This window comes from Desulfofundulus sp. JL263-se (assembly GCF_056316025.1).
In genome coordinates, this window is record NZ_CM149993.1 from 2,960,728 (window position 1) to 2,986,815 (window position 26,088).

General features: G+C 49.1%; 24 protein-coding genes, 5 tRNA genes and 1 other annotated feature. All 29 genes read right to left on the minus strand.

Translation table 11 applies throughout. From position 1 onward, the window contains the following. Positions 1 to 10: 10 nt before the first annotated feature. On the minus strand, positions 11 to 640 hold the full coding sequence (gene rplC / locus ACX4JR_RS15355) for a 50S ribosomal protein L3 (protein WP_476058881.1): 630 nt from the start codon (positions 638 to 640) through the stop codon (positions 11 to 13). A gap of 114 nt (positions 641 to 754) precedes the next feature. Then, on the minus strand, positions 755 to 1,063 hold the full coding sequence (rpsJ, locus tag ACX4JR_RS15360; RefSeq protein ID WP_476058882.1) for a 30S ribosomal protein S10: 309 nt from the start codon (positions 1,061 to 1,063) through the stop codon (positions 755 to 757). A 139-nt stretch (positions 1,064 to 1,202) separates the two neighbouring features. Beyond that, a complete protein-coding gene (tuf, locus tag ACX4JR_RS15365; protein ID WP_476058883.1) occupies positions 1,203 to 2,405 on the minus strand; it encodes an elongation factor Tu in 1,203 nt (400 codons plus the stop codon). A 38-nt stretch (positions 2,406 to 2,443) separates the two neighbouring features. Next, entirely contained in the window at positions 2,444 to 4,513 is a 2,070-nt protein-coding gene (gene fusA / locus ACX4JR_RS15370) for an elongation factor G (protein WP_476058884.1), read from the minus strand. A gap of 15 nt (positions 4,514 to 4,528) precedes the next feature. Beyond that, positions 4,529 to 4,999 (minus strand): 30S ribosomal protein S7, encoded by a 471-nt coding sequence (gene rpsG, locus ACX4JR_RS15375; protein ID WP_476058885.1) that lies wholly within the window; start codon positions 4,997 to 4,999, stop codon positions 4,529 to 4,531. 39 nt (positions 5,000 to 5,038) lie between these two features. Next, positions 5,039 to 5,413 (minus strand): 30S ribosomal protein S12, encoded by a 375-nt coding sequence (rpsL, locus tag ACX4JR_RS15380; RefSeq protein WP_476058886.1) that lies wholly within the window; start codon positions 5,411 to 5,413, stop codon positions 5,039 to 5,041. Positions 5,414 to 5,458: 45 nt separating this feature from the next. After that, positions 5,459 to 5,710, minus strand: a complete 252-nt coding sequence (locus ACX4JR_RS15385; protein WP_476058887.1) for a ribosomal L7Ae/L30e/S12e/Gadd45 family protein — start codon at positions 5,708 to 5,710, stop codon at positions 5,459 to 5,461. A gap of 229 nt (positions 5,711 to 5,939) precedes the next feature. Continuing rightward, positions 5,940 to 9,506, minus strand: a complete 3,567-nt coding sequence (gene rpoC, locus ACX4JR_RS15390; RefSeq protein ID WP_476060587.1) for a DNA-directed RNA polymerase subunit beta' — start codon at positions 9,504 to 9,506, stop codon at positions 5,940 to 5,942. A gap of 64 nt (positions 9,507 to 9,570) precedes the next feature. After that, positions 9,571 to 12,966 carry a DNA-directed RNA polymerase subunit beta gene (gene rpoB, locus ACX4JR_RS15395; RefSeq protein WP_476058888.1) on the minus strand — a complete coding sequence of 1,132 codons (3,396 nt, stop codon included), beginning with the start codon at positions 12,964 to 12,966 and terminating at the stop codon, positions 9,571 to 9,573. A 545-nt stretch (positions 12,967 to 13,511) separates the two neighbouring features. Then, positions 13,512 to 13,898 (minus strand): 50S ribosomal protein L7/L12, encoded by a 387-nt coding sequence (gene rplL / locus ACX4JR_RS15400; protein WP_476058889.1) that lies wholly within the window; start codon positions 13,896 to 13,898, stop codon positions 13,512 to 13,514. Between the two features lie 66 nt (positions 13,899 to 13,964). After that, a complete protein-coding gene (gene rplJ, locus ACX4JR_RS15405; protein WP_476058890.1) occupies positions 13,965 to 14,501 on the minus strand; it encodes a 50S ribosomal protein L10 in 537 nt (178 codons plus the stop codon). 61 nt (positions 14,502 to 14,562) lie between these two features. Next, positions 14,563 to 14,705, minus strand: a sequence feature (ribosomal protein L10 leader region). A gap of 76 nt (positions 14,706 to 14,781) precedes the next feature. Continuing rightward, positions 14,782 to 15,480 (minus strand): 50S ribosomal protein L1, encoded by a 699-nt coding sequence (gene rplA, locus ACX4JR_RS15410; RefSeq protein WP_476058891.1) that lies wholly within the window; start codon positions 15,478 to 15,480, stop codon positions 14,782 to 14,784. Between the two features lie 202 nt (positions 15,481 to 15,682). Next, positions 15,683 to 16,105 carry a 50S ribosomal protein L11 gene (gene rplK, locus ACX4JR_RS15415; RefSeq protein ID WP_476058892.1) on the minus strand — a complete coding sequence of 141 codons (423 nt, stop codon included), beginning with the start codon at positions 16,103 to 16,105 and terminating at the stop codon, positions 15,683 to 15,685. A gap of 50 nt (positions 16,106 to 16,155) precedes the next feature. Beyond that, on the minus strand, positions 16,156 to 16,683 hold the full coding sequence (gene nusG / locus ACX4JR_RS15420) for a transcription termination/antitermination protein NusG (protein WP_476058893.1): 528 nt from the start codon (positions 16,681 to 16,683) through the stop codon (positions 16,156 to 16,158). Positions 16,684 to 16,733: 50 nt separating this feature from the next. After that, complete coding sequence (gene secE, locus ACX4JR_RS15425; RefSeq protein ID WP_476058894.1) at positions 16,734 to 17,063, minus strand: preprotein translocase subunit SecE; 330 nt, start codon at positions 17,061 to 17,063, stop codon at positions 16,734 to 16,736. Positions 17,064 to 17,159: 96 nt separating this feature from the next. After that, positions 17,160 to 17,309 (minus strand): 50S ribosomal protein L33, encoded by a 150-nt coding sequence (rpmG, locus tag ACX4JR_RS15430; protein WP_476058895.1) that lies wholly within the window; start codon positions 17,307 to 17,309, stop codon positions 17,160 to 17,162. A gap of 320 nt (positions 17,310 to 17,629) precedes the next feature. Further along, the gene (gene tuf, locus ACX4JR_RS15435) at positions 17,630 to 18,832 is read right to left on the minus strand and encodes an elongation factor Tu (protein ID WP_476058883.1); all 1,203 of its coding nucleotides are present in this window, start codon (positions 18,830 to 18,832) and stop codon (positions 17,630 to 17,632) included. A gap of 192 nt (positions 18,833 to 19,024) precedes the next feature. Further along, positions 19,025 to 19,101: transfer RNA gene (locus ACX4JR_RS15440), tRNA-Met, on the minus strand. A gap of 110 nt (positions 19,102 to 19,211) precedes the next feature. Further along, positions 19,212 to 19,287, minus strand: a tRNA-Thr gene (locus tag ACX4JR_RS15445). Between the two features lie 3 nt (positions 19,288 to 19,290). Further along, a tRNA-Met gene (locus ACX4JR_RS15450) sits at positions 19,291 to 19,366 on the minus strand. A 66-nt stretch (positions 19,367 to 19,432) separates the two neighbouring features. Further along, a tRNA-Tyr gene (locus ACX4JR_RS15455) sits at positions 19,433 to 19,518 on the minus strand. A 147-nt stretch (positions 19,519 to 19,665) separates the two neighbouring features. Beyond that, positions 19,666 to 19,741, minus strand: a tRNA-Thr gene (locus tag ACX4JR_RS15460). Between the two features lie 179 nt (positions 19,742 to 19,920). Beyond that, complete coding sequence (gene sigH, locus ACX4JR_RS15465) at positions 19,921 to 20,565, minus strand: RNA polymerase sporulation sigma factor SigH (protein WP_476058896.1); 645 nt, start codon at positions 20,563 to 20,565, stop codon at positions 19,921 to 19,923. 118 nt (positions 20,566 to 20,683) lie between these two features. After that, complete coding sequence (locus tag ACX4JR_RS15470; protein ID WP_476058897.1) at positions 20,684 to 21,193, minus strand: NYN domain-containing protein; 510 nt, start codon at positions 21,191 to 21,193, stop codon at positions 20,684 to 20,686. A gap of 1 nt (position 21,194) precedes the next feature. Continuing rightward, positions 21,195 to 21,929 (minus strand): 23S rRNA (guanosine(2251)-2'-O)-methyltransferase RlmB, encoded by a 735-nt coding sequence (rlmB, locus tag ACX4JR_RS15475; protein ID WP_476058898.1) that lies wholly within the window; start codon positions 21,927 to 21,929, stop codon positions 21,195 to 21,197. A gap of 84 nt (positions 21,930 to 22,013) precedes the next feature. Further along, positions 22,014 to 22,415 carry a Mini-ribonuclease 3 gene (locus ACX4JR_RS15480; RefSeq protein ID WP_476058899.1) on the minus strand — a complete coding sequence of 134 codons (402 nt, stop codon included), beginning with the start codon at positions 22,413 to 22,415 and terminating at the stop codon, positions 22,014 to 22,016. 2 nt (positions 22,416 to 22,417) lie between these two features. Next, on the minus strand, positions 22,418 to 23,848 hold the full coding sequence (cysS, locus tag ACX4JR_RS15485; RefSeq protein WP_476058900.1) for a cysteine--tRNA ligase: 1,431 nt from the start codon (positions 23,846 to 23,848) through the stop codon (positions 22,418 to 22,420). Between the two features lie 17 nt (positions 23,849 to 23,865). After that, the gene (gene cysE / locus ACX4JR_RS15490; RefSeq protein WP_476058901.1) at positions 23,866 to 24,531 is read right to left on the minus strand and encodes a serine O-acetyltransferase; all 666 of its coding nucleotides are present in this window, start codon (positions 24,529 to 24,531) and stop codon (positions 23,866 to 23,868) included. A gap of 39 nt (positions 24,532 to 24,570) precedes the next feature. After that, the gene (gltX, locus tag ACX4JR_RS15495; protein ID WP_476058902.1) at positions 24,571 to 26,040 is read right to left on the minus strand and encodes a glutamate--tRNA ligase; all 1,470 of its coding nucleotides are present in this window, start codon (positions 26,038 to 26,040) and stop codon (positions 24,571 to 24,573) included. Positions 26,041 to 26,088: the final 48 nt, after the last annotated feature.

The following is a 26,088-nucleotide window of genomic DNA, read 5'->3' on the forward strand; positions in this document are numbered from 1 at the left end:
CGCCGCCACGTTACTTGGCCTTAACGCTATCTTTGATTAATACCAACCCGCCCCTGGGCCCCGGAACGGCACCCTTGACGGCCAGTAAGTTCTTTTCTGCATCAACCTTCACTACTTCCAGGTTCTGGACGGTGACACGCTCTCCCCCAAGATGCCCGGGCATCTTCCGGCCTTTGAACACTCTTCCAGGCCCCTTTGCCGCTGCGGCGCCCGGCCTGCGGTGATACTTGGACCCGTGAGACATTGGACCGCGGCGGAAGCCGTGGCGCTTAATCCCGCCTGCAAAACCCTTGCCCTTGGAAGTACCTGTCACATCCACCCTGTCACCGACAGCGAAGATGTCTGCCTTAATCTCCTGGCCAATCTCGTAGGAATCTACATCCTCTACCCTAATTTCCCTTAAAAACCTCGTTGGCTTGACGTTGGCCCTGGCAAAATGTCCTTTAAGTGGCTTGTTGAAAAGACGCTCCCGCTTTTCGCCGTACCCAATCTGAATGGCACTGTACCCGTCAACCTCAGGCGTCTTTTTTTGCACAACCACACAGGGACCGGCCTCTATAACGGTAACGGGGACTGCTTCCCCGGTATCAGTAAATATTTGGGTCATGCCCACTTTTTTCCCGAGAATACCTTTTGGCATTTAGTACTGCACCTCCTGCACCTATTCCGCCCGGCTGCCTACCGGGCAGATTTTTGCCAGCGGTTCGCCCTCATTTATTTTTACAGCGAATTTACGAGCATGGCCAAGTGCCGGCTAAAGTTTAATCTCTATATCAACTCCTGCGGGGAGATCAAGCCGCATAAGGGCATCCACAGTCTTTGACGTGGGTTCTTCTATATCAATCAAGCGCTTATGAGTCCTCATTTCAAATTGCTCCCGGGAGTCCTTATTAACATGGGGAGACCGTAAAATAGTATAGATATTCTTTTCCGTGGGCAGGGGTATGGGCCCGGCCACTTTGGAACCGGTCCGCCTGGCTGTTTCAACGATTTTTTGCGCCGACTGATCCAGCATTTTATGGTCATAAGCCTTGAGCCGGATACGAATTTTTTGGCTTTTCATCAAAACCGACCTCCTTTCGAGCCTTCGCGGGCAGGCTGTCCCTGAAACTTATGGGAAGCCTGCCCGCCGGCAATAACCGGGGATAACATACTCCCACCTAAAGAAACGTCCCTTTAGGCGGAATATTACCTGCCCGGTATTATTCAATTATCCTGGTAACTACACCGGCACCTACGGTACGCCCGCCTTCACGGATAGCAAAGCGCAGTCCTTCTTCAATGGCAATGGGAGTAATCAGTTCAATGTCCATCTCAACGTTATCCCCGGGCATTACCATTTCCGTCCCTTCCGGCAGCCTTACCGTCCCCGTTACATCGGTGGTGCGGAAATAAAACTGCGGGCGATAGCCGTTAAAGAAGGGAGTGTGCCGGCCGCCCTCGTCCTTGGTCAGCACGTATACCTCGGCGTGGAATTTGGTGTGCGGCTTAATGGTGCCGGGCTTTGCCAAAACTTGCCCGCGCTCTATTTCTTTCCGCTCCACGCCGCGCAAAAGGCAGCCAATGTTGTCTCCCGCTTCCCCGCGGTCCAGTACTTTGCGGAACATTTCTACTCCGGTTACCACTGTCTTGCGCGGCTTATCCATAAGACCTACTATCTCTACTTCTTCGCCGGTGGTGATGGTTCCCCTCTCTACACGCCCCGTGGCCACGGTGCCCCGGCCGGTTATGCTGAATACGTCTTCCACCGGCATGAGGAAGGGTTTGTCAACATCCCGCTCCGGGGTGGGTATATATTCGTCCACTGCGTCCATAAGTTCCCAAATGCTCTTGCACCACTCGCAGTCCCGCTTGCCGCAGCCGCACTCCAGCGCCTTAAGGGCGGAACCGCTGATTACCGGCACGTCGTCTCCGGGAAATTCATATGTGCTCAAAAGTTCCCTCACTTCCATCTCTACCAGTTCCAATAGCTCCGGGTCGTCCACCTGGTCAACTTTGTTCAGGTATACCACTATGTATGGCACTCCTACTTGCCTGGCCAGCAAGATGTGCTCCCGGGTCTGGGGCATGGGACCGTCTGCAGCCGATACCACCAGTATGGAACCGTCCATCTGGGCCGCCCCGGTAATCATGTTCTTTACGTAGTCGGCGTGCCCCGGACAGTCTACGTGCGCATAGTGCCTCTTTGCAGTCTCATATTCCACGTGGGCGGTGTTAATGGTGATGCCGCGCTCTTTTTCTTCCGGAGCGTTGTCAATTTCATCGTACTTTTTAACCTGAGTCCTACCTTCTTTGGACAGGCACAAGGTGATTGCCGCCGTAAGGGTGGTCTTGCCGTGGTCAACGTGACCTATGGTTCCAACATTTACGTGGGGTTTCGTACGCTCAAACTTTTCTTTGGCCATCTGATTTTCCTCCTTCTCCTCCTAAATTGGTGTATTTATTAACTTTTAGAAATTATATTTTGGGCAATGTTTTGCGGCACTTCTTCATAATGGCTGAACTGCATGGTATAAGTACCCCTGCCCTGGGTGCGGGAACGAAGTTCAGTGGCATAGCCAAACATTTCAGCCAAAGGAACGTAGCCGTGAATAACTTGGGTATTACCCCTGGGCTCCATTTCCTCAATCCGCCCCCGCCGGGCATTGATATCACCGATAACATCCCCCATGTATTCTTCATGTACCACTACTTCAATCTTCATGATGGGCTCCAAAAGAACGGGCTTAGCCTTCTTTGCAGCATCACGAAACGCCATACTGCCCGCAATCTTGAAGGCCATTTCCGATGAGTCAACATCGTGGTAGGAGCCGTCAATCAGGTTCACCCGGACATCAATCACGGGGTAACCGGCAAGGATGCCGTTTTCCATGGCCTCCCGCACTCCCATATCCACGGCGGGTATAAATTCCTTTGGAATAACTCCGCCAACGATGCTATTAACAAACTCGTAGCCGCTTCCCGGCTCCCGGGGTTCCAACTCAATAACCGCATGCCCGTATTGCCCCCGACCACCGGTCTGACGCACAAACTTCCCTTCGCCCCTCGCCTTTTGGCGAATGGTTTCCTTATAAGCCACCTGGGGACGGCCGACATTGGCTTCCACCTTGAATTCCCGGAATAAGCGGTCAACAATAACTTCCAGGTGCAACTCGCCCATACCGCTGATTATGGTTTGGCCGGTTTCTTCGTCCACATTGACCTTGAATGTGGGGTCTTCTTCACCCAACTTCTGCAGGGCAATTGTCATTTTATCGTGATCGGCCTTGGTCTTGGGCTCTATGGCGACGGATATAACCGGTTCCGGAAATTCCATGGACTCAAGAATTATCGGCTCGTTTTCACTGCAAAGGGTATCCCCGGTGCCGGTGAATTTCAAGCCTATGGCAGCTGCTATATCACCGGCGTAAACCTCATCTATTTCTTCCCGGTGGTTGGCATGCATGCGCAGAATGCGGCCCAACCGCTCCCGCCTACCTTTGGCGGAATTATAAACGTGTGACCCTGCCTTCAGTGTTCCGGAATAAACACGGAAAAAGGTCAGGCGCCCCACATAAGGGTCGGTCATTATTTTAAAAGCCAGTGCAGAAAAGGGACTGTCATCGCTGGCAATACGACAATCTTCTTCCCCCGTCTCGGGATTAATGCCCTGAACCGAAGCAATATCGGTGGGAGCCGGCAAGTAATCAACAATAGCATCCAGGAGAGGCTGAACACCTTTATTTTTAAAGGAAGACCCGCATAAAACCGGAATCATTTGCACGGCTATGGTGGCCTTGCGAATTCCTCTTTTTATTTCTTCCGGCGTAAGCTCCTCGCCTTCCAGATACTTCATCATCAACTCATCGTCAGTTTCAGCAACATTTTCCAAAAGGATATCCCGATATTTAGCAGCTATTTCCACCATATCCTCCGGGATATCAACTTCCTTGTATTCCTTACCCAGATCATCGAGGTATAAAATTGCCTTGTTATGAACCAGGTCCACCAATCCCCGGAAATTTTCCTCGCTGCCAATGGGTAACTGAACAGCCACCGGGTTTGCACCCAGGCGCTTCTTAATCATCTCAATAACACGGTAAAAATCTGCTCCCACGCGATCCATTTTATTTACATAAGCAATACGCGGCACTCCATATTTATCGGCCTGCCGCCATACCGTTTCAGACTGGGGCTCCACCCCGCCAACGGCACAGAATATGGCAACCGCACCATCAAGCACTCTAAGGGAGCGCTCTACTTCCACCGTAAAATCCACGTGCCCTGGCGTGTCAATAATATTGATACAATAACCCCGCCATTGGCATGTGGTAGCGGCCGAGGTTATGGTAATTCCCCGTTCCTGTTCCTGGACCATCCAGTCCATGGTTGCCGCACCATCATGCACTTCACCCATCTTATGCACTCTACCGGTGTAAAACAAAATGCGTTCGGTGGTGGTGGTCTTACCGGCGTCGATATGAGCCATGATTCCTATATTGCGTGTTTTTTGGAGCGGATACTGGCGCGCCATGAAGACCCCCCTTTATTACCACCTGTAGTGGGCAAAAGCCTTATTAGCTTCTGCCATTTTATGTGTATCTTCTTTCTTTTTAACAGCTCCACCGGTATTATTGGCGGCATCCATAATTTCCTCAGCCAATTTTTCACGCATACTCTTTCCGGTGCGCTCCCGGGCATATTGAACCAGCCAGCGGATAGCCAGTGTCTGCCTGCGGTCCGGCCGAACTTCCACGGGAACCTGGTAGTTGGCGCCACCTACCCGGCGGGCCTTAACTTCCAGCACCGGCATAACATTCTGCATTGCCTGCTCCAATACTTCCAGCGGATCTTTTCCAGTCTTTTCCCTGATAACATCAAAGGCTCCGTAACAAATCTTTTCCGCGATACTTTTCTTGCCATCTTTCATTACTTTATTTATTAGCTTGGTAACAAGGGTGCTGTCATAAACCGGATCCGGAGGAACCTCACGCTTGGGTACAGGTCCTCTTCTAGGCATGAACCCCCCCCCTTTCCTGAGTTAATTTCTGAAAGTCACCTATTTTTTCGGACGTTTTGTGCCGTATTTGGAGCGACCGCGGTTCCGGTTCTGAACACCGGCACAATCCAGGGCACCGCGTACCACATGGTACCTTACCCCCGGCAAGTCCTTAACCCGGCCACCCCGTACCAAAACCACCGAGTGCTCTTGCAAATTATGACCAATCCCCGGAATATAGGCTGTAACCTCTATCCCATTAGTTAATCTTACCCTGGCCACCTTGCGCAGGGCGGAATTTGGTTTTTTAGGCGTGGTTGTATAAACCCTGGTACATACACCCCGTTTTTGGGGAGAACCCTTAAGGGCCGGCGCGTCCGACTTCTTTACTGCTGCCTTTCTGCCCTTGCGGATTAACTGGTGGATGGTAGGCAACAAGCACACCTCCTTTTTGGGGGAAAATTTTCCAATTATGTCATTTTACTCTTCCAACAACGCTGCGGCGGAACACCCTACCCCAATACCACAGGCTTTGCCTAGCTCCTTCATGGACTTAACGGTTTCCACCGGGATACCTTTCTCAAGGCAGGCCTGTTTTACGGGATCGGTTATGCGCCTCTCCGCATCTTCAGCCAAAAATACAATCCTGGCCTCATTTCTTTGCACTGCCTTTAAGGTTTGTTTGGCCCCCACCGTAGTCTTCTTTGCATTGCGCAACTTCTTATAAGACATGGCGGCCTCCACAATGAAAATTTTTTGTTAAACAGGAAATTTTATTCCCATGACCTTATACACAGAACTACACAAGCGGACACTTAATCTACACACGCACTTGTTAATGATATCACCGGCATAAGGAATTTGTCAATATATTTTAAACCGCTCCTCCTTTTGTTTGATGAAAGGATAAATTTTACACCCGCCGGGTGAATAAATAACTTCCCGGCGGGTGACAGGCGGTTTATGAAGTTTGCTTCTGGCGCAAGTCAGAGTTTGCTTCCACACCGCCCGGCTGGGCAGGCACACCAATCTTGCCGCCCGGCAAAGCGGTAACACTGGTTTCCTCTTTAGCACTCTCTTCCGGCGATACCTGTTCATCGTTTTTTGTTAATTCTATCGAACGGTACCTGCTCATTCCCGTACCTGCCGGTATCAGTTTGCCGATAATCACATTTTCCTTCAAACCCAGCAGCGGGTCCAATTTACCCTTTATGGCGGCCTCAGTTAACACCCTGGTGGTTTCCTGGAACGAAGCCGCGGACAGGAAGGAATCCGTGGCCAGGGATGCCTTGGTTATACCAAGAAGCACATCTGTTCCTTTGGCCTCTTGCCCGCCCCGGGCCCGGACTCGCTCATTTTCCTTTTCAAATTCAAATTTATCAACCAGGCTGCCGGGAAGCAGTGTGGTATCGCCGGGGTCTTCCACCCTTTTCTTGCGCATCATTTGCCTGATCATTACTTCAATATGTTTGTCGTTAATGTCCACGCCCTGCATCTTGTAAACTTTCTGTACCTCTTGGAGAAGATATACCTGAACTTTCCGGGGGCCCAGGATTCTCAAAAGGTCATGGGGATTTATAGAGCCCTCTGTCAGTTCCTGGCCCATAGTTACCCTATCTCCGTCTGCAACTTTAAGGCGTGCACCGTAGGGGATCTGGTAGGCAACCGACTCACCGTCATCCCCCACCACTTCTACCTCACGGCGCCCTTTAACTTCCCTGATTTGAACTTTTCCTTCTTTTTCCGTGATTATTGCCTGCCCCTTCGGCTTGCGGGCCTCGAAAAGCTCTTCTACCCGGGGCAGGCCCTGGGTGATATCTTCTCCGGCAACTCCACCGGTATGGAATGTGCGCATGGTAAGCTGGGTTCCCGGCTCACCAATGGACTGAGCGGCTATAATTCCCACCGCCTCGCCTATATCCACCAGGCTGCCGGTGGCCAAATTTCTGCCATAACATTTTATACAAACACCGGAGCGCGTGCGGCAGGTGAATACCGAGCGGATTTTAACGCTCTTGATGCCTGCTTCAATAATCCTTGCCGCATCGTCTTCTTTAATTTCTTCATCTTTCTTAACCAAAACTTCCCCGGTTTCCGGGTGAACTATATCCTCCAGCGCCACCCGGCCAATTATACGGTCCTCAAACTTTTCTATAACCTCTGTGCCATCTCTGATTTCCGTTACCTCAATACCTTCATCGGTACCGCAATCTTCTTCCCGCACAATAACATCCTGGGACACATCCACCAGGCGCCGGGTGAGATATCCCGAATCCGCTGTGCGTAACGCGGTATCAGCGAGACCTTTACGGGCACCGTGGGTGGAAATAAAGTATTCCAAAACAGTAAGGCCCTCGCGGAAATTGGCTTTGATGGGCAAGTCAATAATCCGCCCGGACGGATCGGCCATAAGGCCCCGCATGCCGGCCAACTGCCGAATTTGCTGGATATTACCGCGGGCCCCGGAATTAGCCATCATGTAAACCGGATTGAACTTATCCAAAGTTTCCACCAGAGCTTTGGTAACATCCTCGGTGGTTTTCCTCCAAATCCCCGTAACCTTGCGATACCGTTCTTCTTCAGTAATCAAGCCCCGCCGGAATTGGTTTTCAACTTTTTCCACCTGGGCCTCGGCCTCGGCCAGGAGTTCTTTCTTTTTCTCCGGAATTTTAATATCGGAAACGCCTATGGTAACGCCGGCCTGAGTGGCATAGCGGAAGCCGACAAATTTTATCCCGTCCAGGAGAACGCTGGTAGCCGCGTATCCCAGTTTCCGGTAACATTGATCTACAATCTTGCTCAGGGCCTTTTTATCCGCCACATCGTTAAAGAATCTTAATTCCTTGGGCAAAACCTGGTTAAAAATAATCCTTCCCACAGTGGTTTCCAGCAGCTGCCCGTCCGGCTGGCGCACCTTGACCCGCGCGTGCAACTCCACTACCTTGTTTTCATAGGCCATTATCGCCTCACTATCATCCTTGAAGTACTTACCCTCTCCTTTGACACCTTTCTTTTCCATAGTCAAGTAATAACATCCCAACACCATATCTTGGGTCGGTATGGCTACCGGCCTGCCGTCCTTCGGATTCAATATGTTATGGGACGAAAGCATTAAAAGCCGCGCCTCGGCCTGCGCCTCCGCAGAAAGGGGCACGTGCACCGCCATCTGGTCGCCGTCAAAGTCGGCATTATAGGCGGTACAAACCATGGGGTGGATTTGAATTGCCCGCCCCTCAACCAGTACCGGCTCAAAGGCCTGAATGCCCAGCCGGTGAAGGGTGGGCGCGCGGTTAAGAAGTACCGGGTGTTCACGGATAACATCTTCAAGAACATCCCATACCTCGGGTTTTATCCTCTCCACCATGCGCTTGGCGCTCTTGATGTTGTGGGCGTACCCTTCATTTACAAGTTTCTTCATTACAAAAGGCTTGAACAGTTCCAGGGCCATCTCCTTGGGCAGCCCGCACTGGTGAAGTTTAAGGTGGGGGCCCACAACAATTACCGACCGGCCGGAATAATCCACCCGCTTACCCAGTAAATTTTGGCGGAACCGGCCCTGTTTGCCCTTTAACATATCACTTAAAGACTTTAAGGGGCGGTTCCCCGAACCGGTAACGGGGCGGCCCCGCCGCCCGTTATCGATGAGTGCATCCACCGCTTCCTGCAACATCCTCTTTTCGTTGCGAACAATTATATCCGGGGCTCCCAGATCCAAAAGCCTCTTCAGCCGGTTATTGCGGTTAATAACCCGGCGATAAAGATCATTTAAATCGGAAGTAGCAAAACGCCCGCCATCCAATTGAACCATGGGACGCAGTTCAGGGGGGATCACTGGAATTACATCTAAAATCATCCATTCAGGGCGATTCCCGCTTTTTATAAAGGCCTCCACCACTTCCAGTCGCCTTATGGTCCTAATCCTTCGCTGGCCGCTGACTTCCTTTAATTCCTGCCGCAGCTCCTTGTACATTTCATGCAGGTCTATTTCCGCCAGCAATTCTTTAATGGCTTCCGCTCCCATGCCGGCCTTGAAAGAATTCCCGTATTTTTCCCTATATTCCCGGTATTCATTTTCAGTTAACAGCTGTTTTTTTATCAGGGGGGTATCGCCCGGATCAGTTACAATATAAGAAACAAAATATAATACCTTCTCCAGTGCCCGTGGGGACATATCCAACAGCAGGCCCATACGGCTGGGAATACCCTTAAAGTACCATATGTGGGAAACGGGGGCAGCCAATTTTATATGGCCCAGCCGCTCCCGGCGCACTTTGGAACGGGTGACCTCCACTCCACACCGGTCACAAACAACCCCTTTATACCGGACACGCTTGTATTTCCCGCAATGACATTCCCAGTCCCTGGTGGGACCGAAAATGCGCTCACAAAATAAACCGTCTCGTTCAGGCTTTAATGTCCTGTAGTTAATGGTTTCAGGTTTCTTTACTTCTCCATGGGACCACTTGAGAATTTGTTCCGGGGAAGCCAGACCAATGCGGATGCGGTCAAAGTTATTCAAGTCCAGCAAGAAACTCTCTCCCTTCAAGGGTATTTTTACTTTTCCTTAATTTCTCCGCCAGCACTTTACTTACCTAAAGCTTTTCCGCCAGGCCCTCCCTCACTTCGTCTTCATCACTTTCACCGCCGGAATCCGCATCATCCTCGCTACTCTCTCCATCCTGCAATTCTTTTTTACCTTTACCTTGGGCTTTTTTACGGCCGCGGGAATGTTCATGCAGATCTACGCCCAGTTCCTTTGCGGTTTCAACCACATCCTCATCAACTTCCTTAATTTCTATCTCCTCGTCGTCCTCCGAAAGCACCTTTACATCCAAACCGAGGCTCTGCAGCTCTTTAATTAAAACTTTAAAGGATTCCGGAACTCCCGGCTCCGGCACATTTTCGCCCTTAACAATTGCCTCATAGGTTTTTACACGGCCAACCACGTCGTCTGACTTAACGGTAAGAATTTCCTGCAAAGTATATGCTGCGCCATAGGCCTCCAAAGCCCAAACTTCCATTTCTCCGAAACGCTGCCCGCCGAACTGAGCTTTTCCGCCCAGAGGTTGTTGCGTAACAAGGGAATAGGGCCCCGTGGAACGGGCATGAATTTTGTCGTCTACCAGGTGAGCCAGTTTTAACATATAGACATAGCCCACTGTAATTTTATTATCGAAAGGCTCACCGGTTCTGCCGTCATACAGGGTTATTTTACCGTCTTCCGGCAGCCCGGCCTCTCGCAAGAAATTCCTTATATCCTCTTCCGAAGCACCGTTAAATACCGGGGTGGCAACGTGGTAGCCCAGGGCTCTTGCCGCCCAGCCCAGGTGACATTCCAGGACTTGCCCGATATTCATACGGGACGGAACACCCAGCGGGTTTAAAACTATTTCTATGGAAGTTCCATCAGGCAGGAAGGGCATATCCTCTTCAGGAAGAATGCGGGCAATAACCCCTTTGTTACCATGGCGCCCGGCCATTTTATCTCCCTCGGAGATCTTCCGCTTCTGGGCCACGTAAACGCGTACCAGCTGATTTACCCCCGGCGGCAATTCATCGCCATTATCCCGGGAAAATACTTTAACATCCACAACCTTGCCGGATTCCCCGTGGGGCACCCGCAAAGAGGTATCACGCACTTCCCTGGCCTTTTCGCCAAAAATGGCCCTAAGCAATCTTTCTTCGGCAGTCAATTCAGTTTCGCCCTTGGGGGTAACTTTACCCACAAGAATATCTCCGGGCCTTACTTCAGCGCCAATACGAATAATTCCCCGCTCATCAAGATCCTTTAAAATATCTTCCCCTACGTTAGGTATATCACGGGTAATTTCCTCCGGCCCCAACTTGGTGTCCCTGGCATCACACTCATATTCTTCAATGTGTATGGAGGTAAAATAGTCATTTTTAACCAGTTTCTCACTAACCAAAATTGCATCTTCGTAGTTATAACCTTCCCAGGGCATAAAAGCAACCAATACGTTTCTGCCCAGGGCCAATTCTCCCCGGTCGGTGGAAGGACCGTCAGCAATTACATCTCCGGCTTCAACCCGCATGCCCGTTTTAACTATGGGCTTCTGATTAATACAAGTTCCCTGGTTGGACCTGGCAAATTTTAATAATTTATAAGTATCCAACTTGCCTTCATCGGTTCTTATGATTACTTCGTTGGCAGTTACCCTTTCAACCACGCCCGAATTCCGGGCAATTACCACAACCCCTGAATCCAGGGCAGCCTTATATTCTATTCCGGTACCAACGATGGGGGCCTCCGTTTTGATAAGGGGAACGGCCTGCCTCTGCATGTTGGCACCCATCAGCGCCCGGTTCGCGTCGTCGTGCTCAAGGAAGGGAATCAAAGATGTGGCAACACTAAACACCTGTTTGGGCGAAACATCCATGTAATCTACTTTATCGGCAGGAACTTTTAAAATTTCACGCCCGTGACGGGCATTAACCTGATCCGTGGCGAAATAGCCATTTTCATCCACGGGTACGTTAGCCTGGGCAATAATGTATTGATCTTCCTCATCGGCGGTAAGATATACGATTTCATCGGTTACTCTCTTGTTTTCTTTGTCAACCTTTCTATAGGGAGTTTCTATAAAACCGTAACTGTTAATCCTGGCATAACAACTTAAAGAGCCTATAAGGCCGATATTGGGCCCCTCCGGGGTTTCTATAGGGCACATGCGGCCGTAGTGGGAATGGTGCACGTCGCGCACTTCAAAGCCGGCCCTTTCCCTGCTGAGCCCCCCCGGCCCCAGGGCGGACAGGCGGCGTTTATGGGTAAGCTCGGACAAGGGATTTGTCTGGTCCATAAACTGGCTGAGCTGGCTGGAACCGAAAAATTCCTTAATGGCGGCCACGACCGGCCTGATGTTTATTAATACCTGGGGGGTAATTACATCCACGTTTTGAATAGTCATACGCTCCCGAACCACACGTTCCATGCGGGAAAGGCCAATCCGGAACTGGTTCTGCAACAGTTCCCCCACAGAACGCAGCCTTCTGTTACCCAGGTGGTCTATATCATCCACCTCTTCGTCTCCATCCATCAAGCGAAGGAGATATTTAACCGTTTCTATAATATCCGCAGGGGTCAATTCCCTAATGTATTTTTTTTTCCCGTTTTCGTTCTCGCGGTAAAGAACACCGTGGTTGAGTTTCTTGTGGATCTTATATCTTCCAACGTTGGCCAGGTCATACCGCTTGGGATCGAAGAATAATGTATCTAAAAGACTTTTAGCGCTTTCTACAGTGGGAGGTTCCCCCGGACGCAGCCTCTTGTAGATTTCAACAAGGGCTTCTTCCTCACTTTCCGTATTATCCCTTGTAAGGGTATCTTGTATATGCCTGTTTCCTTCAAAAAGATCCATAATTATACTGTTAGAACCATAACCCAGGGCACGTATTAGAACAGTTACCGGTACTTTCCTGGTGCGGTCTATACGGACAAAAACATGATCATTTACATCGGTTTCAAACTCCAGCCATGCACCGCGGTTGGGAATTATGGTAGCAGTGTATATTTTTTTCCCGCCAGGGTCAACCTGCTCCGCAAAATAAACCCCCGGTGAACGAACCAGCTGACTTACAATAACCCGCTCAGCTCCGTTGATGATAAAGGTGCCCTTCTCAGTCATCAAGGGGAAATCTCCCATGAAAACATCCTGTTCCTTTACTTCCCCCGTTTCTTTATTAATAAGGCGCACCTTGACACGAAGCGGGGCAGCGTAGGTGACATCCCTTTCCTTGCATTCCTGCACGCTATACTTTGGCTTTCCCAGGGTATAATCAAGAAACTCCAAAACTAAATTGCCAGTGAAGTCGTGAATAGGGGAAATGTCATGGAAAACCTCGCGCAATCCTTCTTTTAAAAACCAATCATAAGATTTCCGCTGCACTTCAATAAGGTTGGGAAGAGCGAGAACTTCCTTAAACTTACTAAGATCCCGCCGTGTCCTGGCACCCGGCTTATTAGGATACATATTTACAGACCACACCCCTTAATAGAGATAAAAAGAACTAAAAGCAAGGTAAATACCTCGCTTTAAATAACGTACATAATATTATCTAAGTTATTATTTCCCAAAATTCCTATCCAGATACCCTTTCTAAAATTGCCCGTAAAACACATATAATTATAATACGGCAAAGTAACATTTTTAAATATTAGCATATAAATAACAGGTTGTCAATAAATTTTTCATACTTATAAGCAAATTTTTCTAAAGTTAGGCAAAAAATATTCCGGGGATTTCCCCGGAATGCTAAAGAAATTAGCCGGCACGCGGCTTAACAACTTCTTCACGTTTGGAGGAATTTTTCCGCCAAATCTGGCTTGGTAAAGGGAATTTTTCCAAGCCAGGTCTAGCTTGGTAAAGGTAATTTTTCCGTGGAAAAATTCCCCCAAAATTTTGGGGGAAATTTTCCAAGCCAGGTCTAGCTTGGTAAAGGTAATTTTTCCGTGGAAAAATTCCCCCAAAAGGCCCGCAGTAAGAATGCAAGCCCAATATCACCGGTAGCAAGTGGTTTACTTCAGCTCCACAGTGGCGCCTGCCTCTTCCAGCTTGGCCTTGATAGATTCCGCCTCTTCCTTGCTTACCTTCTCTTTTACCGGCTTTGGAGCGTTATCAACCAACTCTTTGGCATCTTTCAGGCCGAGGCCGGTAATTTCACGTACCACTTTAATAACATTGATTTTCTTATCGCCGACAGCAGTAAGAACTACATCAAATTCAGTTTGTTCTTCTGCTTCTTCTGCAGCACCGGCTGCAGCACCGGCTGCAGGAGCAGCAACGGCGGCCACCGGAGCGGCAGCACTTACACCAAACTCTTCTTCAAAGGCCTTGACCAATTCAGCCAATTCCAGTACCGAAAGCTTTTTAACAGCATCAAGAATCTCTTGAACCTTGGACATTATTAACAATACCTCCTGTTATTATAATATTTAATATTTTAAAATATGTTCAACCTTTTTTTAACCTTAACCGGCGCTTTCACCGGCTTTTTGCTTGCGAATTGCCTCAAGGGCATAAACAAAGTTGCGCAACAGCCCTTGCAATACACCGGCAAACCCGTAAAGAGGCGCCTGCATTCTGCCTACCACCTGTGCCAATAAGGTTTCCCGCGGAGGCAGGTCGGCCAGCGCCTTTATAGCGGCCACATCAACCACTTTACCTTCCAGAACTCCCGCCTTTATTTCCAGTTCCTTATGCTCCTTGGCAATTTCCTTGAGGACCTTGGCCGGGGCCACAGGATCAGTGGCACTGATGGCCAGGGCAGTGGGCCCTTCCAGGTAAGGATCCAGGCCTTCCAGCCCCAGTTCACCGGCAGCCCGCTTGGCTAGCGTATTTTTGACCACCTTAAACTCGCTATTGGCTTCCCGCATTTTTTTGCGCAACTTGTTCATGGCTGCCACATTTAACCCCCGGTAGTCCGTCAATATAACTACCTGGGCATCCCGCAATTTATTCCGCAACATTTCCACTATAGCCTCTTTTTCCTTCCTCTTAACAGACACCCGCTACACCTCCTTTCTTCACGATAACAATTACTCAGGCCGGTGTTCCCCGCTGTGCCAAAGTACTACAAATAAAGGCCCCCGGCAGACAGTGAACCAGGGGCCTGTAAATGCACACAGGTTACCTCTCCCGGCCTCGGATGGCGGCTGGTGAGCCTTTAAGCCTAAAGCACCATCTGTCTGCAGCTAGGAAAAAGCATATAATTTTAATTATTAACTTTTTAAATGTATGTGATAAAAATCCCAACTCCCTGAAATTGCAGCCAAAATGCTTTTATTTTTATTTACCTGTAAATCTCTGAGCATTGACCCGTATCCCGGGTCCCATGGTGGAAGATAAGGTCACACTGCGAATATACTGTCCTTTAGCAGCTGCAGGCTTTGCCCTGATCAGCTGCTCCATGAGGGTGCGAAGATTTTCCAGCAATTTATCGGCATCAAAAGATACCTTGCCTATGGGGGCATGGATAATGCCCGCCTTATCCACACGGTATTCTATTTTGCCGGCCTTTGCTTCCTGGACTGCCCGCCCTACATCAAATGTCACCGTTCCTGTTTTCGGATTGGGCATAAGGCCCCGGGGGCCCAAAATACGGCCCAGCTTACCAACAGTCCCCATCATGTCCGGTGTGGCTATGGCAACATCAAAATCCAGCCACCCACCTTGTATTTTTTCCACCAAATCCACGTCACCTACATAATCGGCGCCTGCTTCTTCAGCTTCCTTGGCTTTATCCCCCTTGGCAAATACCAGTACGGTACGGGTTTTACCGGTACCGTGAGGAAGCACAACGGCTCCGCGCACCTGTTGGTCCGCATGCCTGGGGTCAACACCCAATCTGACGGCTACCTCCACAGTTTCGTCAAAATTGGCCCTGGCAATTTTCTTAACCAGCTCACAGGCTTCAGCGGGATCATATTGCTTGGTCCGGTCTATTTCCTTTAACGCATCCCGGTATTTCTTTCCGTGCTTGGGCATGAAATTACCTCCTTGTGGTGTTTCAGGGGAATTTTCCCACGGGAAAATTACCTCTTCCAAGCCAAACATAGCTTGGAAAATTTCCCCCAAAATTTGGGGGAATTTTTCCACGGGAAAATTACCTCTTCCAAGCCAAACATAGCTTGGAAAATTTCCCCCAAATCGGAAATTAAAATTTCCTCCCACGTACAGTCTTATATTTTTATACAACCTCGATTCCCATGCTGCGGGCAGTACCTTCTATCATGCGCATGGCGGCCTCAATGGAAGCTGCATTGAGGTCTTGCATTTTAAGTTCGGCAATTTCCTTGATCTGGTCCCTGGTTACCTTACCAACCTTGTTTTTGTTGGGCTCTCCGGAGCCCTTTTCCAGGCCGGCAGCCTTTTTTAACAGATCGGCAGCAGGAGGAGTTTTGGTTATAAAACTAAAGGACCTGTCTTCATATACGGTAATTTCCACTGGTATTATCATACCGGCGTGTTTAGCGGTACGTTCGTTATACTCCTTTACAAACTGCATAATGTTTACCCCGTGCTGTCCTAAAGCCGGTCCTACCGGGGGAGCAGGAGTGGCCTTTCCTGCTGGCACCTGTAGTTTGATAACTGCTGCCACCTTTTTAGCCATTTCTCACACCTCCTTTAAAAATGCAGGAAGCATATGCACGGAATGCACTTCTAGTCTATTTTTTCTATCTGGTCAAATTCCAATTCCACCGGAGTTTCCCGGCCGAACATGGAAATGCTGACTTTAACCTTACCCTTTTCCGGATAAATTTCTTCAATTTCACCGCTGAAGTTCTCAAAGGGCCCGCCGATTACCCGAACCTGTTCGCCCGGGCTGAAGTCCACCTTGGGTACTGCATCATCCATACCCATTCTCTTCATAATGCTCTGGGCCTCTTCATCACTTAAAGGGATAGGCTTGGTGCCGCTTCCAACAAACCCGGTTACACCAGGGGTATTACGAACCACATACCAAGAATCATCATCCATAATCATCTCCACCAGCACATACCCGGGAAACACTTTTTTCTTACTTATCTTACGCTTACCGTTTTTTATCTCTACTTCATCTTCCATGGGTATAACTATTCTAAAAACCTTATCCTCCATGTTCATGGACTCTATGCGCTTCTCCAGGTTGGCCTTCACTTTGTTTTCATATCCGGAGTAGGTATGTATCACATACCACATCTTACTCATAAATTCAAGGGACCCAGCTTAATCCAGGCCCCTCACCCCCTTGAAACATTTTAATAAATTAACTGCACGACCCTGCTGAGAAGCAAATCAAACACCCAGATTAATACGCCCACTATACCCACGGCTACCAAAACCACTGCAGTATAAATGGCAGTCTCTCTACGATTCGGCCAGTGTACCTTTTTTAACTCATTAAGTACGCCGCTCAAGTAGCTTCGGACCGCACTCAATTTACCCGGGCGTTTTTTTGCTTGAAGACTTTTTTTACTATCCTTTTTCACCAATGCCTTTCCCGAGGTGGCCTGCTTTTCAGACCCCTTGCCGCCTTTTTTTGCCGGGCTGATATTTTTTTCAGCTGTCTGTTTTTTGGTAACTGCCATAAACGCCACATCCTTAACTAGAAGTGAAAGCCACAGTACCTCTCGGCACCGGCAACCGGGCAATATAATCTATTTATCTCAAATCCAAACCACTTTCTATCTGGTCTCTTTATGCAAGGTGTGGGCATTGCAAAAACGACAATACTTTTTAAGTTCAATGCGGTTGGGGTCATTCCTCTTATTCTTGGTAGTGGTATAATTTCTCTGCTTGCATTGCGTGCATGCTAAAGTAATCCCTACTCGCAATTTTGCCACCTCCCAAAACTAAAAAAACAAACATATCACCTTTAAAATTACCTTACCGAATATATCACAACTAAATTTTAAAGTCAATACTTTACCCCATACCTGAGCCTTATGCTCATTATTCTGATAGTGGAATCCCCGCCCCCTTTGGGGCGGGGAAATTTTCCAGGCCAGGTTTGGCTTGGTAAAGATAAAGTGTAACTTGGCAAGGTAATTTTCCCGCGGGAAAATTACCCCAAAATTTTGGGGGAATTTTTCCAAGCCAAGTGCGGCTTGGCAAAGATAATTTTTTCGTGGAAAAATTCCCCCAAAACAGTAACCTATTCAATTATCCTGGTAACTACACCGGCACCCACGGTACGCCCGCCTTCACGGATAGCAAAGCGCAGTCCTTCTTCAATGGCAATGGGAGTAATCAGTTCAATGTCCATCTCAACGTTATCCCCGGGCATTACCATTTCCGTCCCTTCCGGCAGCCTTACCGTCCCCGTTACATCGGTGGTGCGGAAATAAAACTGCGGGCGATAGCCGTTAAAGAAGGGAGTGTGCCGGCCGCCCTCGTCCTTGGTCAGCACGTATACCTCGGCGTGGAATTTGGTGTGCGGCTTAATGGTGCCGGGCTTTGCCAAAACTTGCCCGCGCTCTATTTCTTTCCGCTCCACGCCGCGCAAAAGGCAGCCAATGTTGTCTCCCGCTTCCCCGCGGTCCAGTACTTTGCGGAACATTTCTACTCCGGTTACCACTGTCTTGCGCGGCTTATCCATAAGACCTACTATCTCTACTTCTTCGCCGGTGGTGATGGTTCCCCTCTCTACACGCCCCGTGGCCACGGTGCCCCGGCCGGTTATGCTGAATACGTCTTCCACCGGCATGAGGAAGGGTTTGTCAACATCCCGCTCCGGGGTGGGTATATATTCGTCCACTGCGTCCATAAGTTCCCAAATGCTCTTGCACCACTCGCAGTCCCGCTTGCCGCAGCCGCACTCCAGCGCCTTAAGGGCGGAACCGCTGATTACCGGCACGTCGTCTCCGGGAAATTCATATGTGCTCAAAAGTTCCCTCACTTCCATCTCTACCAGTTCCAATAGCTCCGGGTCGTCCACCTGGTCAACTTTGTTCAGGTATACCACTATGTATGGCACTCCTACTTGCCTGGCCAGCAAGATGTGCTCCCGGGTCTGGGGCATGGGACCGTCTGCAGCCGATACCACCAGTATGGAACCGTCCATCTGGGCCGCCCCGGTAATCATGTTCTTTACGTAGTCGGCGTGCCCCGGACAGTCTACGTGCGCATAGTGCCTCTTTGCAGTCTCATATTCCACGTGGGCGGTGTTAATGGTGATGCCGCGCTCTTTTTCTTCCGGAGCGTTGTCAATTTCATCGTACTTTTTAACCTGAGTCCTACCTTCTTTGGACAGGCACAAGGTGATTGCCGCCGTAAGGGTGGTCTTGCCGTGGTCAACGTGACCTATGGTTCCAACATTTACGTGGGGTTTCGTACGCTCAAACTTTTCTTTGGCCATTGAACTTTCTCCTCCTCATAATTTACTTGATTAAGCTCCATAAACTTACACACTTTTAATTTATTTCCACATTTATACACTTTCATGCATTTTTCAAAATCCCATTGGATATTCTATAAGCATGTCCAAATTCCCTTCTTGCTTAAAAAAATAAAACCAGCTACATGCAACTTTTACATGTAGCTGGCTTACTGGTAGCGGCGCAGGGATTCGAACCCCGGACACTACGGGTATGAACCGTATGCTCTAACCAACTGAGCTACGCCGCCGCAACTTTGGGGAATTTTCCTATGGAAAATTCCCCAAAATTTTCGAGGAATTTTTCTAAGCCAAGCACAGCTTGATAAGGTAACTTTTCCGTAGAAAAACTCCTCGAAAATGGAGCCACTAACCGGGCTTGAACCGGTGACCTCATCCTTACCAAGGATGCGCTCTACCTCCTGAGCTATAGTGGCACCTGGTTGCGGGGGTGGGATTTGAACCCACGACCTTCGGGTTATGAGCCCGACGAGCTACCGGCTGCTCCACCCCGCGTCAGCACTTTCTATTTTATCATATTGCAAATAAATTTTCAACTCTCAACTTATTACAAATTTATGTTGGTGGAGGGGGCAGGATTCGAACCTGCGAAGGCGACAGCCGGCAGATTTACAGTCTGCTCCCTTTGACCACTCGGGAACCCCTCCACTATTTGGGGGAAATTTTCCAAGCCAGGTCTAGCTTGGTAAAGGTAATTTTTCCGTGGAAAAATTCCCCCAAAATTTTGGGGGAAATTTTCCAAGCCCAGTCTAGCTTGGTAAAGGTAATTTTTCCGTGGAAAAATTCCCCCAAAATGGAGCCGGCGATGGGACTCGAACCCGCAACCTGCTGATTACAAGTCAGCTGCTCTACCAATTGAGCTACGCCGGCACGGCGCAAGTTATATTATAAAATAGCAGCAGGCGATTGTCAATAATCACTCCCAATATAATTTTTGACAATCTGCCCGCAATTAAAAAGGCCTGAATTTCCTCAGATGAATTCAGGCCTTTAAACTCCAAGAAACAACTTTTATATTTCTAGTTATTTATTTGTATTTACATCATTCATCATTCTTCTCTTTTTTCTAAATAACGCTCTAACTTTCGTTTTACACGCTGCAGGGCATTATCGATGGATTTTACATGCCGGTCAAGATCCTTGGCTATCTCCTGGTAGGACTTGCCTTCAAGGTAAGACATAAGCACCTGCCATTCCAGGGAACTTAAAATTTCGCTCATCTTTTCTTCTATATTATCAAACTCTTCCTGGCTTACGATTAACTCCTCCGGATCGGTAACCTTCGAGCCGGATATTACGTCCAGGAGAGTTCTATCGGAATCTTCATCATAAATGGGCTTGTTCAAAGATACATAAGAATTAAGCGGTATATGTTTCTGCCTGGTTGCTGTTTTAATGGCCGTTATAATTTGCCGGGTAATACAAAGCTCTGCAAAAGCCCGGAATGATGATAACTTGTCCATGCGAAAGTCCCTTATAGCTTTATAAAGACCAATCATTCCTTCCTGTATTATGTCTTCCCGGTCCGCCCCAATTAAGAAATAAGAGCGAGCTTTGGCGCGAACAAAGTTCTTATACTTATTAATTAAATACTCCTGTGCTGCGTTGTCCCCTGCACGGGCAAACTCCACCACTTCTTCGTCCATCATCACATTAAAGTCGTGAGAAACGTCCCTTTGGGCGTTTAGACTCAACAATCTCCCCCCCGCCATTTTTCCCTGACCCGGTAACTTTTCAACCAACTGATTACCGAGTTTACATGCCTTATTATAAATGAGTTTAAAAAGACTAGTCAAGCATAAAAGGAAACGCCTACTTTTTGCGCCGCCATTCTTCCAATACTCTCCGGGTCGAATAGCCAAGCCGGTTTTCCAGATAAGTATCAGTAGGATAGTCACTTTTTGTCCACTTTTCTTCCTTTGCCCTGGACTGTTTTATCCGCTCTTGCAAGTCCCTGGGCGTAAGGCGATAGGCGCCCCGGCCAAAAATGACCTTCTGCTCGTCGTAATCCGACGTTACCACATACACCCTCCCCCGGGTAATCAATTCTCCAATCATCTTTTCGATAGCGGCATCAGCTGTTTCTCCTTCCCGGGTATATATTATACGCACACCATTCCTTTCTTCCACGCGCTCAATGCCTTGTCCCACCTGGTGGGCGTCAAAAACCACAAATATATTAGTGCCGCTGAGAGCAGCGTAATTGGCTAATATATCCACCAGTTTGTCTCTGGCGTGCTCCAAATTCTCATTTTTCACCTTATCTAAAGAGGGCCAAGCATAAATAACATTATACCCGTCCACCACCAAATATTCATCCATTTTAACCCCTTCTTCTTTGCCGCAACACCTCATACAATAACAAAGCTGCGGCAACTGACGCATTTAGTGACCCTACCCGGCCGGTCATGGGCAGCCGAACCAGGAAGTCACACTTGCTCCGTACAAGCCTCCCCAGCCCCTTATCTTCCCCACCAATTACAAGAGCCAGCGGGCCCGTTAAATCAACATCCCAATAAATTTCTTCCGCCTGGCCATGGGCCCCAACAACCCATAGCCCGCAATCTTTCAGATAATCAATGGTCCGGGCAAGGTTCGTTACCCGGGCCACCGGCACGTATTCTATGGCCCCGGCGGATGTCTTGGCAGCGGCGGGGGTAAGGGCCGCCGACCGGCGCCGGGGTATAATGACGCCGTTTACTCCCGCAGCATCGGCTGTGCGCAATATTGCGCCCAAGTTACGGGGGTCATTAATTTCATCAAGTATAACCAATAAGGGAGGCTGGCCGTCCGCCCTGTTTTCCAAAAGGTCTTCCACTTCTACATATTCCTTAGAGGCCATAACGGCAGCCAGGCCCTGGTGATTGGCCCCCTCTGCAAGCCTGTCGAGGCGGTGCTGTTCAACCGTTTGCACAGGTATACCCCTTTCTTTGGCCAGGGCCCTAATTTCACCCGCCAATCGGGGTGTCATGTTAGGGGACATGAATATCTTATTTATGGGGCGGCCCAAGCGCAAGGCCTCCCGCACGGGATTCCTCCCAACCAATATCCTGCCCACTGGTAAAATTCCCCCTAAAACGGTGATTGGCGGCCGGCGCGAAATATATCGGCAAAAAGCCTTTGCGGGCTGAGGAAGATAAGGTCACCCCCTGACTATACGGTCGGCCAGATTTATTATTTCCTGTAATCGCTTTTTATTACCGGCAAGGTACAGATACCCCACCAGGCTTTCAAAGCCGGTACTGTAGCGGTAATCAATCATGCTGGCATTTGGGGGCAAGTGACCGGTCTTGGCATTCCGTCCCCGCCGGACAATATCCCGTTCCTCCGGGCTTAAACTTTCCTCCAGGGCATGCAGTACCCTGGCCTGAGTATCGGCCCGCACATATTTAACTGCCTCTTTATGTATTTTGTGTATTTTATCCGGCCCTTGCCTCACCAGATATTGCCTCACCAGCAACTCATACACGGCGTCCCCCAAATATGCTAGAACCCTGGGGGGGAGTTTTTCGGGATTGATATCGGGCTTAAATATCTCTTGCATTTTTACTCCTGCATCTTCCAGCGGGGCCCTTGAGGAGTATCTTCTACGATAATCCCCATTTCCTTTAAAGAGTCCCGGATCCTATCGGCAGTTTTAAAGTCCTTGTTTTTGCGGGCCTCCTGGCGAATATCCAGCACCAGCTTAATCAGTTTCTCCGACAGGTTGTTTTTATCCGTCCTCTTCTCTAACAATAATTTCCCCGAACCACCGATTTTAAATATACCCAGAACATCGTTAAAAAAATGGAATAATTCCTTCGCCTTTTCCAATTCCCCGCGGGAACAGGTTCCTTCCCGCAGGCAAGAATTCACTTCCCGGGCCAGGTCAAAAAGGACCCCAATGGCCAAAGCCGTATTAAAATCGTCATCCATGGCCGAGCAAAAAGCTTCTTTAATCTCCTCCAGGTGGGCCGTCATGCCGGTTTCCCTGCCGCCTCCGGCACCCTTTTCCAGAGCTTCATAAAGCAGCCGAATACTGGTTTTTATCCGCTCAAGCCCCCTGCTGCTGGACGCAAGCTTGTCATAGTCAAAATCCAGGGGCCTGCGGTAATGGGTACTTAACAAATAAAACCGTACCAGCTCCGGGGGAAACTTATCCAGCACCTCCCTTACCAAAAAGAAGTTTCCCAGGGATTTACTCATTTTCTCTTCATTTACGGTTATAAAGCCGTTATGCATCCAGTACCGGGCAAAGGTTTTTCCCGTGGCGGCCTCGGACTGGGCTATCTCGTTTTCATGATGGGGAAAAATCAGGTCATAGCCGCCCCCGTGAATGTCAAATTCCGGGCCCAGGTATTTCAGGGACATTGCCGAGCATTCAATGTGCCACCCTGGACGGCCCTTGCCCCACGGGCTCTCCCATGCCGGCTCGCCCGGCTTGGCCGCCTTCCAAAGGGCAAAGTCCATAGGATTTATTTTCCTGTGATCCACCTCCACCCGCGCCCCGGCCTGCATGTCCTCCAGGGAACGCCCGGAAAGCTTGCCGTAATCTTTAAATTTGCTTACATCAAAATACACATTACCTTCTATAACATATGCAAAACCCTTTTCCACCAATGTCTGGATCATGCTTACAATATCTTCCATATGCTCGGAAACCCTGGGGTGCACGTCTGCCCGCTTCACATTTAGCGCATCGGCATCTTTATAGTATTCATCAATAAACCGCGCAGCCAGGGCCAGGGCATCTTCCCCCTCTTCCCTGGCCCGGTTAATTATTTTATCGTCAATGTCAGTAAAGTTTTGGATATAGTAAACTTCATAGCCCTTATGAATAAAATAACGCCTCACGGTATCAAAAAACACCAAAGGGCGGGCATTACCCATATGGATGTAATTGTAAGTGGTGGGCCCGCAAACGTATATGTATACTTTACTGGCTTCCCTTGGCTTAAACTCTTCCTTACGCCTGGTAAGGGTATTATATATAAGCAAAGCCCAATCCCCCCTGTTTATTTTTCCCGGGAATTTTCCAATTCCTTAATCCGGTTTTCCAGTTCTTCTATTTTCCGCTGCATGGCCAGCATCATTTCTGCCACCGGGTCCGGCAGCTGATCATGACGAAGGTCAATTAAGGGCTGTTCAGCCTTATCTACCCTAACGCCGTCTCTTGTTACAACCTTTCCCGGAACACCTACAACCGTACTGTTGGGGGGAACCGGCTTTAAAACCACCGAGCCGGCCCCAATCTTGCTGTTATCTCCTACTTTAAATGAGCCCAGTATCTTGGCGCCGGCACTGATAACCACATTATTGCCGATGGTAGGATGACGTTTACCCTTTTCCTTACCCGTACCGCCAAGGGTCACTCCCTGGTAAATGGTAACATTATCCCCTATTTCCGCAGTTTCTCCTATCACCACGCCGGCACCATGGTCAATAAACAAGCCTTCTCCGATTTTAGCCCCGGGATGAATTTCGATACCAGTTAAAAACCTTGAAATTTGTGAAATTATCCTGGCAATTAAATACATTTTATGTCTATAAAAAAAATGGGCCACCCGGTGCATCATTATGGCGTGTAAGCCGGGATAGCACAGCAAAACTTCCAGCAGTGACTTGGCTGCCGGGTCCCGGTCAAAAACAGCCTGAATCTCTTTGCGAATACGCTTAAGCACCGTTTTAAGCCCCTCCAATCGGATTAAGAAACTACACCTTTATTCCTGCAGCGCCAACGCCGCGGCCATGGCTTTTTCCAGACGGCTTACTGCCCTGTCCCTGCCCAGGGCGGGTATTACCTGGTACAGTTCCGGTCCCTGGGTACGGCCAGTAAGGGCAGCCCGCAGGGGCATGAACACCTTTTTCCCTCCGAAGCCCAGTTCCTTGGGCAGTTCCTTAATTATAGCCCTGGCCCTCTGCTCGTCTAAAGGTTCTGCTTCAGCTATTTTCTTCCGGGCGGCGTCAAGCACTTTTAATACCTGGCCCTGCTTTAACACGTCCTGAATTTCCTTTTGCTCATATAACGGCTCTTTAAAGAAAATTTCCACGTGGCCGGTTATCTCCGAAACGTTGTTCAAATAATCCCGTACCGCAGACACCACTGCCCGGATCCTGGTATAATCCTCTTCGGAAACCTCAGCAGGTAAATACCCTTCTTCTCGAAGGTACGGCAGGGCAAGCTCCACAATTTTATCCAGGGGACTCTGCCTGATGTAATACCCGTTAAGCCAGTTTAATTTATCCAGGTCAAATATGGCGGGACTCTTTGCCACCCTGTCCAAAGAAAATTGCTCTATAAGTTCCTCCCTGGAAAAAATTTCGTTTTCACCGCCGGGGGACCAGCCCAAAAGGGCCAGGAAGTTTACCATTGCCTCCGGCAGGTATCCCGCCTTCCTGTATTGTTCCAGGGATGTAGCCCCGTGGCGTTTACTCATTTTCGCCCTGTCCTTACCTAAAATCAGGGAAATATGGGCAAAGGAAGGAGGCTCCCAGCCCAGAGCTTCAGCAACCAGAATCTGGCGCGGGGTGTTGGACAGGTGTTCCTCGGCCCGGATCACATGGGTTATTTCCATATAATGGTCATCAATTACCACTGCGAAATTATAAGTGGGAATACCATCGGACTTTACAATGATAAAGTCCCCAATACCGGCACAATCAAAGTCCACTTGCCCGTGGACCAGGTCATTAACCACGATTTTACGGTCCTGGGGCACTTTAAACCTTATAACAGGCTTACGGCCTTCAGCCTCAAGCCTTTTCCGGTCATCTTCACAAAGTTCCCGGCACCGACCGCTGTATCTCGGCATTTCTCCCTTGGCCAGAAAAGCCTCCCTTTCGGCGGCCAGTTCTTCTTCAGTACAATAACAATAATAAGCTTGTCCTGTTTTTAACAGTTTTTGGGCATGCTCCCGGTATAAATCCAGTCTCTCCGTCTGCCGGTAGGGCCCGTTATCTCCCCCGACTTCTATCCCTTCATCCCAGTCAAGACCGAGCCAGCGCAAAGATAACAGGATCTCTTTTTCAAATTCCCGGCTCGACCTTTCCAGGTCGGTATCCTCAATGCGCACAATAAATTTCCCGCCGTGATGACGGGCGTAAAGCCAGTTAAACAGGGCGGAACGGGCCCCGCCAATATGTAAAGGTCCCGTAGGACTCGGTGCAAAGCGAACTTTTACGGTTTTCAATCTCTATTCCCCCTAAAAATATACGGCATTACGACTAATTATAACATT

What these genes read in the sequence shown, in the direction of transcription:
- rplL (WP_476058889.1), bottom strand. Translation starts at nt 13,898, where the DNA reads ATGTCCAAGGTTCAAGAGATTCTTGATGCTGTTAAAAAGCTTTCGGTA.
- tuf (WP_476058883.1), bottom strand. Translation starts at nt 2,405, where the DNA reads ATGGCCAAAGAAAAGTTTGAGCGTACGAAACCCCACGTAAATGTTGGA.
- tuf (WP_476058883.1), bottom strand. Translation starts at nt 18,832, where the DNA reads ATGGCCAAAGAAAAGTTTGAGCGTACGAAACCCCACGTAAATGTTGGA.
- rpsJ (WP_476058882.1), bottom strand. Translation starts at nt 1,063, where the DNA reads ATGAAAAGCCAAAAAATTCGTATCCGGCTCAAGGCTTATGACCATAAA.
- ACX4JR_RS15480 (WP_476058899.1), bottom strand. Translation starts at nt 22,415, where the DNA reads ATGCAAGAGATATTTAAGCCCGATATCAATCCCGAAAAACTCCCCCCC.
- rplA (WP_476058891.1), bottom strand. Translation starts at nt 15,480, where the DNA reads ATGCCCAAGCACGGAAAGAAATACCGGGATGCGTTAAAGGAAATAGAC.
- nusG (WP_476058893.1), bottom strand. Translation starts at nt 16,683, where the DNA reads ATGAGTAAGATGTGGTATGTGATACATACCTACTCCGGATATGAAAAC.
- ACX4JR_RS15470 (WP_476058897.1), bottom strand. Translation starts at nt 21,193, where the DNA reads ATGGATGAATATTTGGTGGTGGACGGGTATAATGTTATTTATGCTTGG.
- ACX4JR_RS15385 (WP_476058887.1), bottom strand. Translation starts at nt 5,710, where the DNA reads ATGTCTTATAAGAAGTTGCGCAATGCAAAGAAGACTACGGTGGGGGCC.
- rplK (WP_476058892.1), bottom strand. Translation starts at nt 16,105, where the DNA reads ATGGCTAAAAAGGTGGCAGCAGTTATCAAACTACAGGTGCCAGCAGGA.
- rpsG (WP_476058885.1), bottom strand. Translation starts at nt 4,999, where the DNA reads ATGCCTAGAAGAGGACCTGTACCCAAGCGTGAGGTTCCTCCGGATCCG.
- rplC (WP_476058881.1), bottom strand. Translation starts at nt 640, where the DNA reads ATGCCAAAAGGTATTCTCGGGAAAAAAGTGGGCATGACCCAAATATTT.
- fusA (WP_476058884.1), bottom strand. Translation starts at nt 4,513, where the DNA reads ATGGCGCGCCAGTATCCGCTCCAAAAAACACGCAATATAGGAATCATG.
- secE (WP_476058894.1), bottom strand. Translation starts at nt 17,063, where the DNA reads ATGGCAGTTACCAAAAAACAGACAGCTGAAAAAAATATCAGCCCGGCA.
- rpoB (WP_476058888.1), bottom strand. Translation starts at nt 12,966, where the DNA reads ATGTATCCTAATAAGCCGGGTGCCAGGACACGGCGGGATCTTAGTAAG.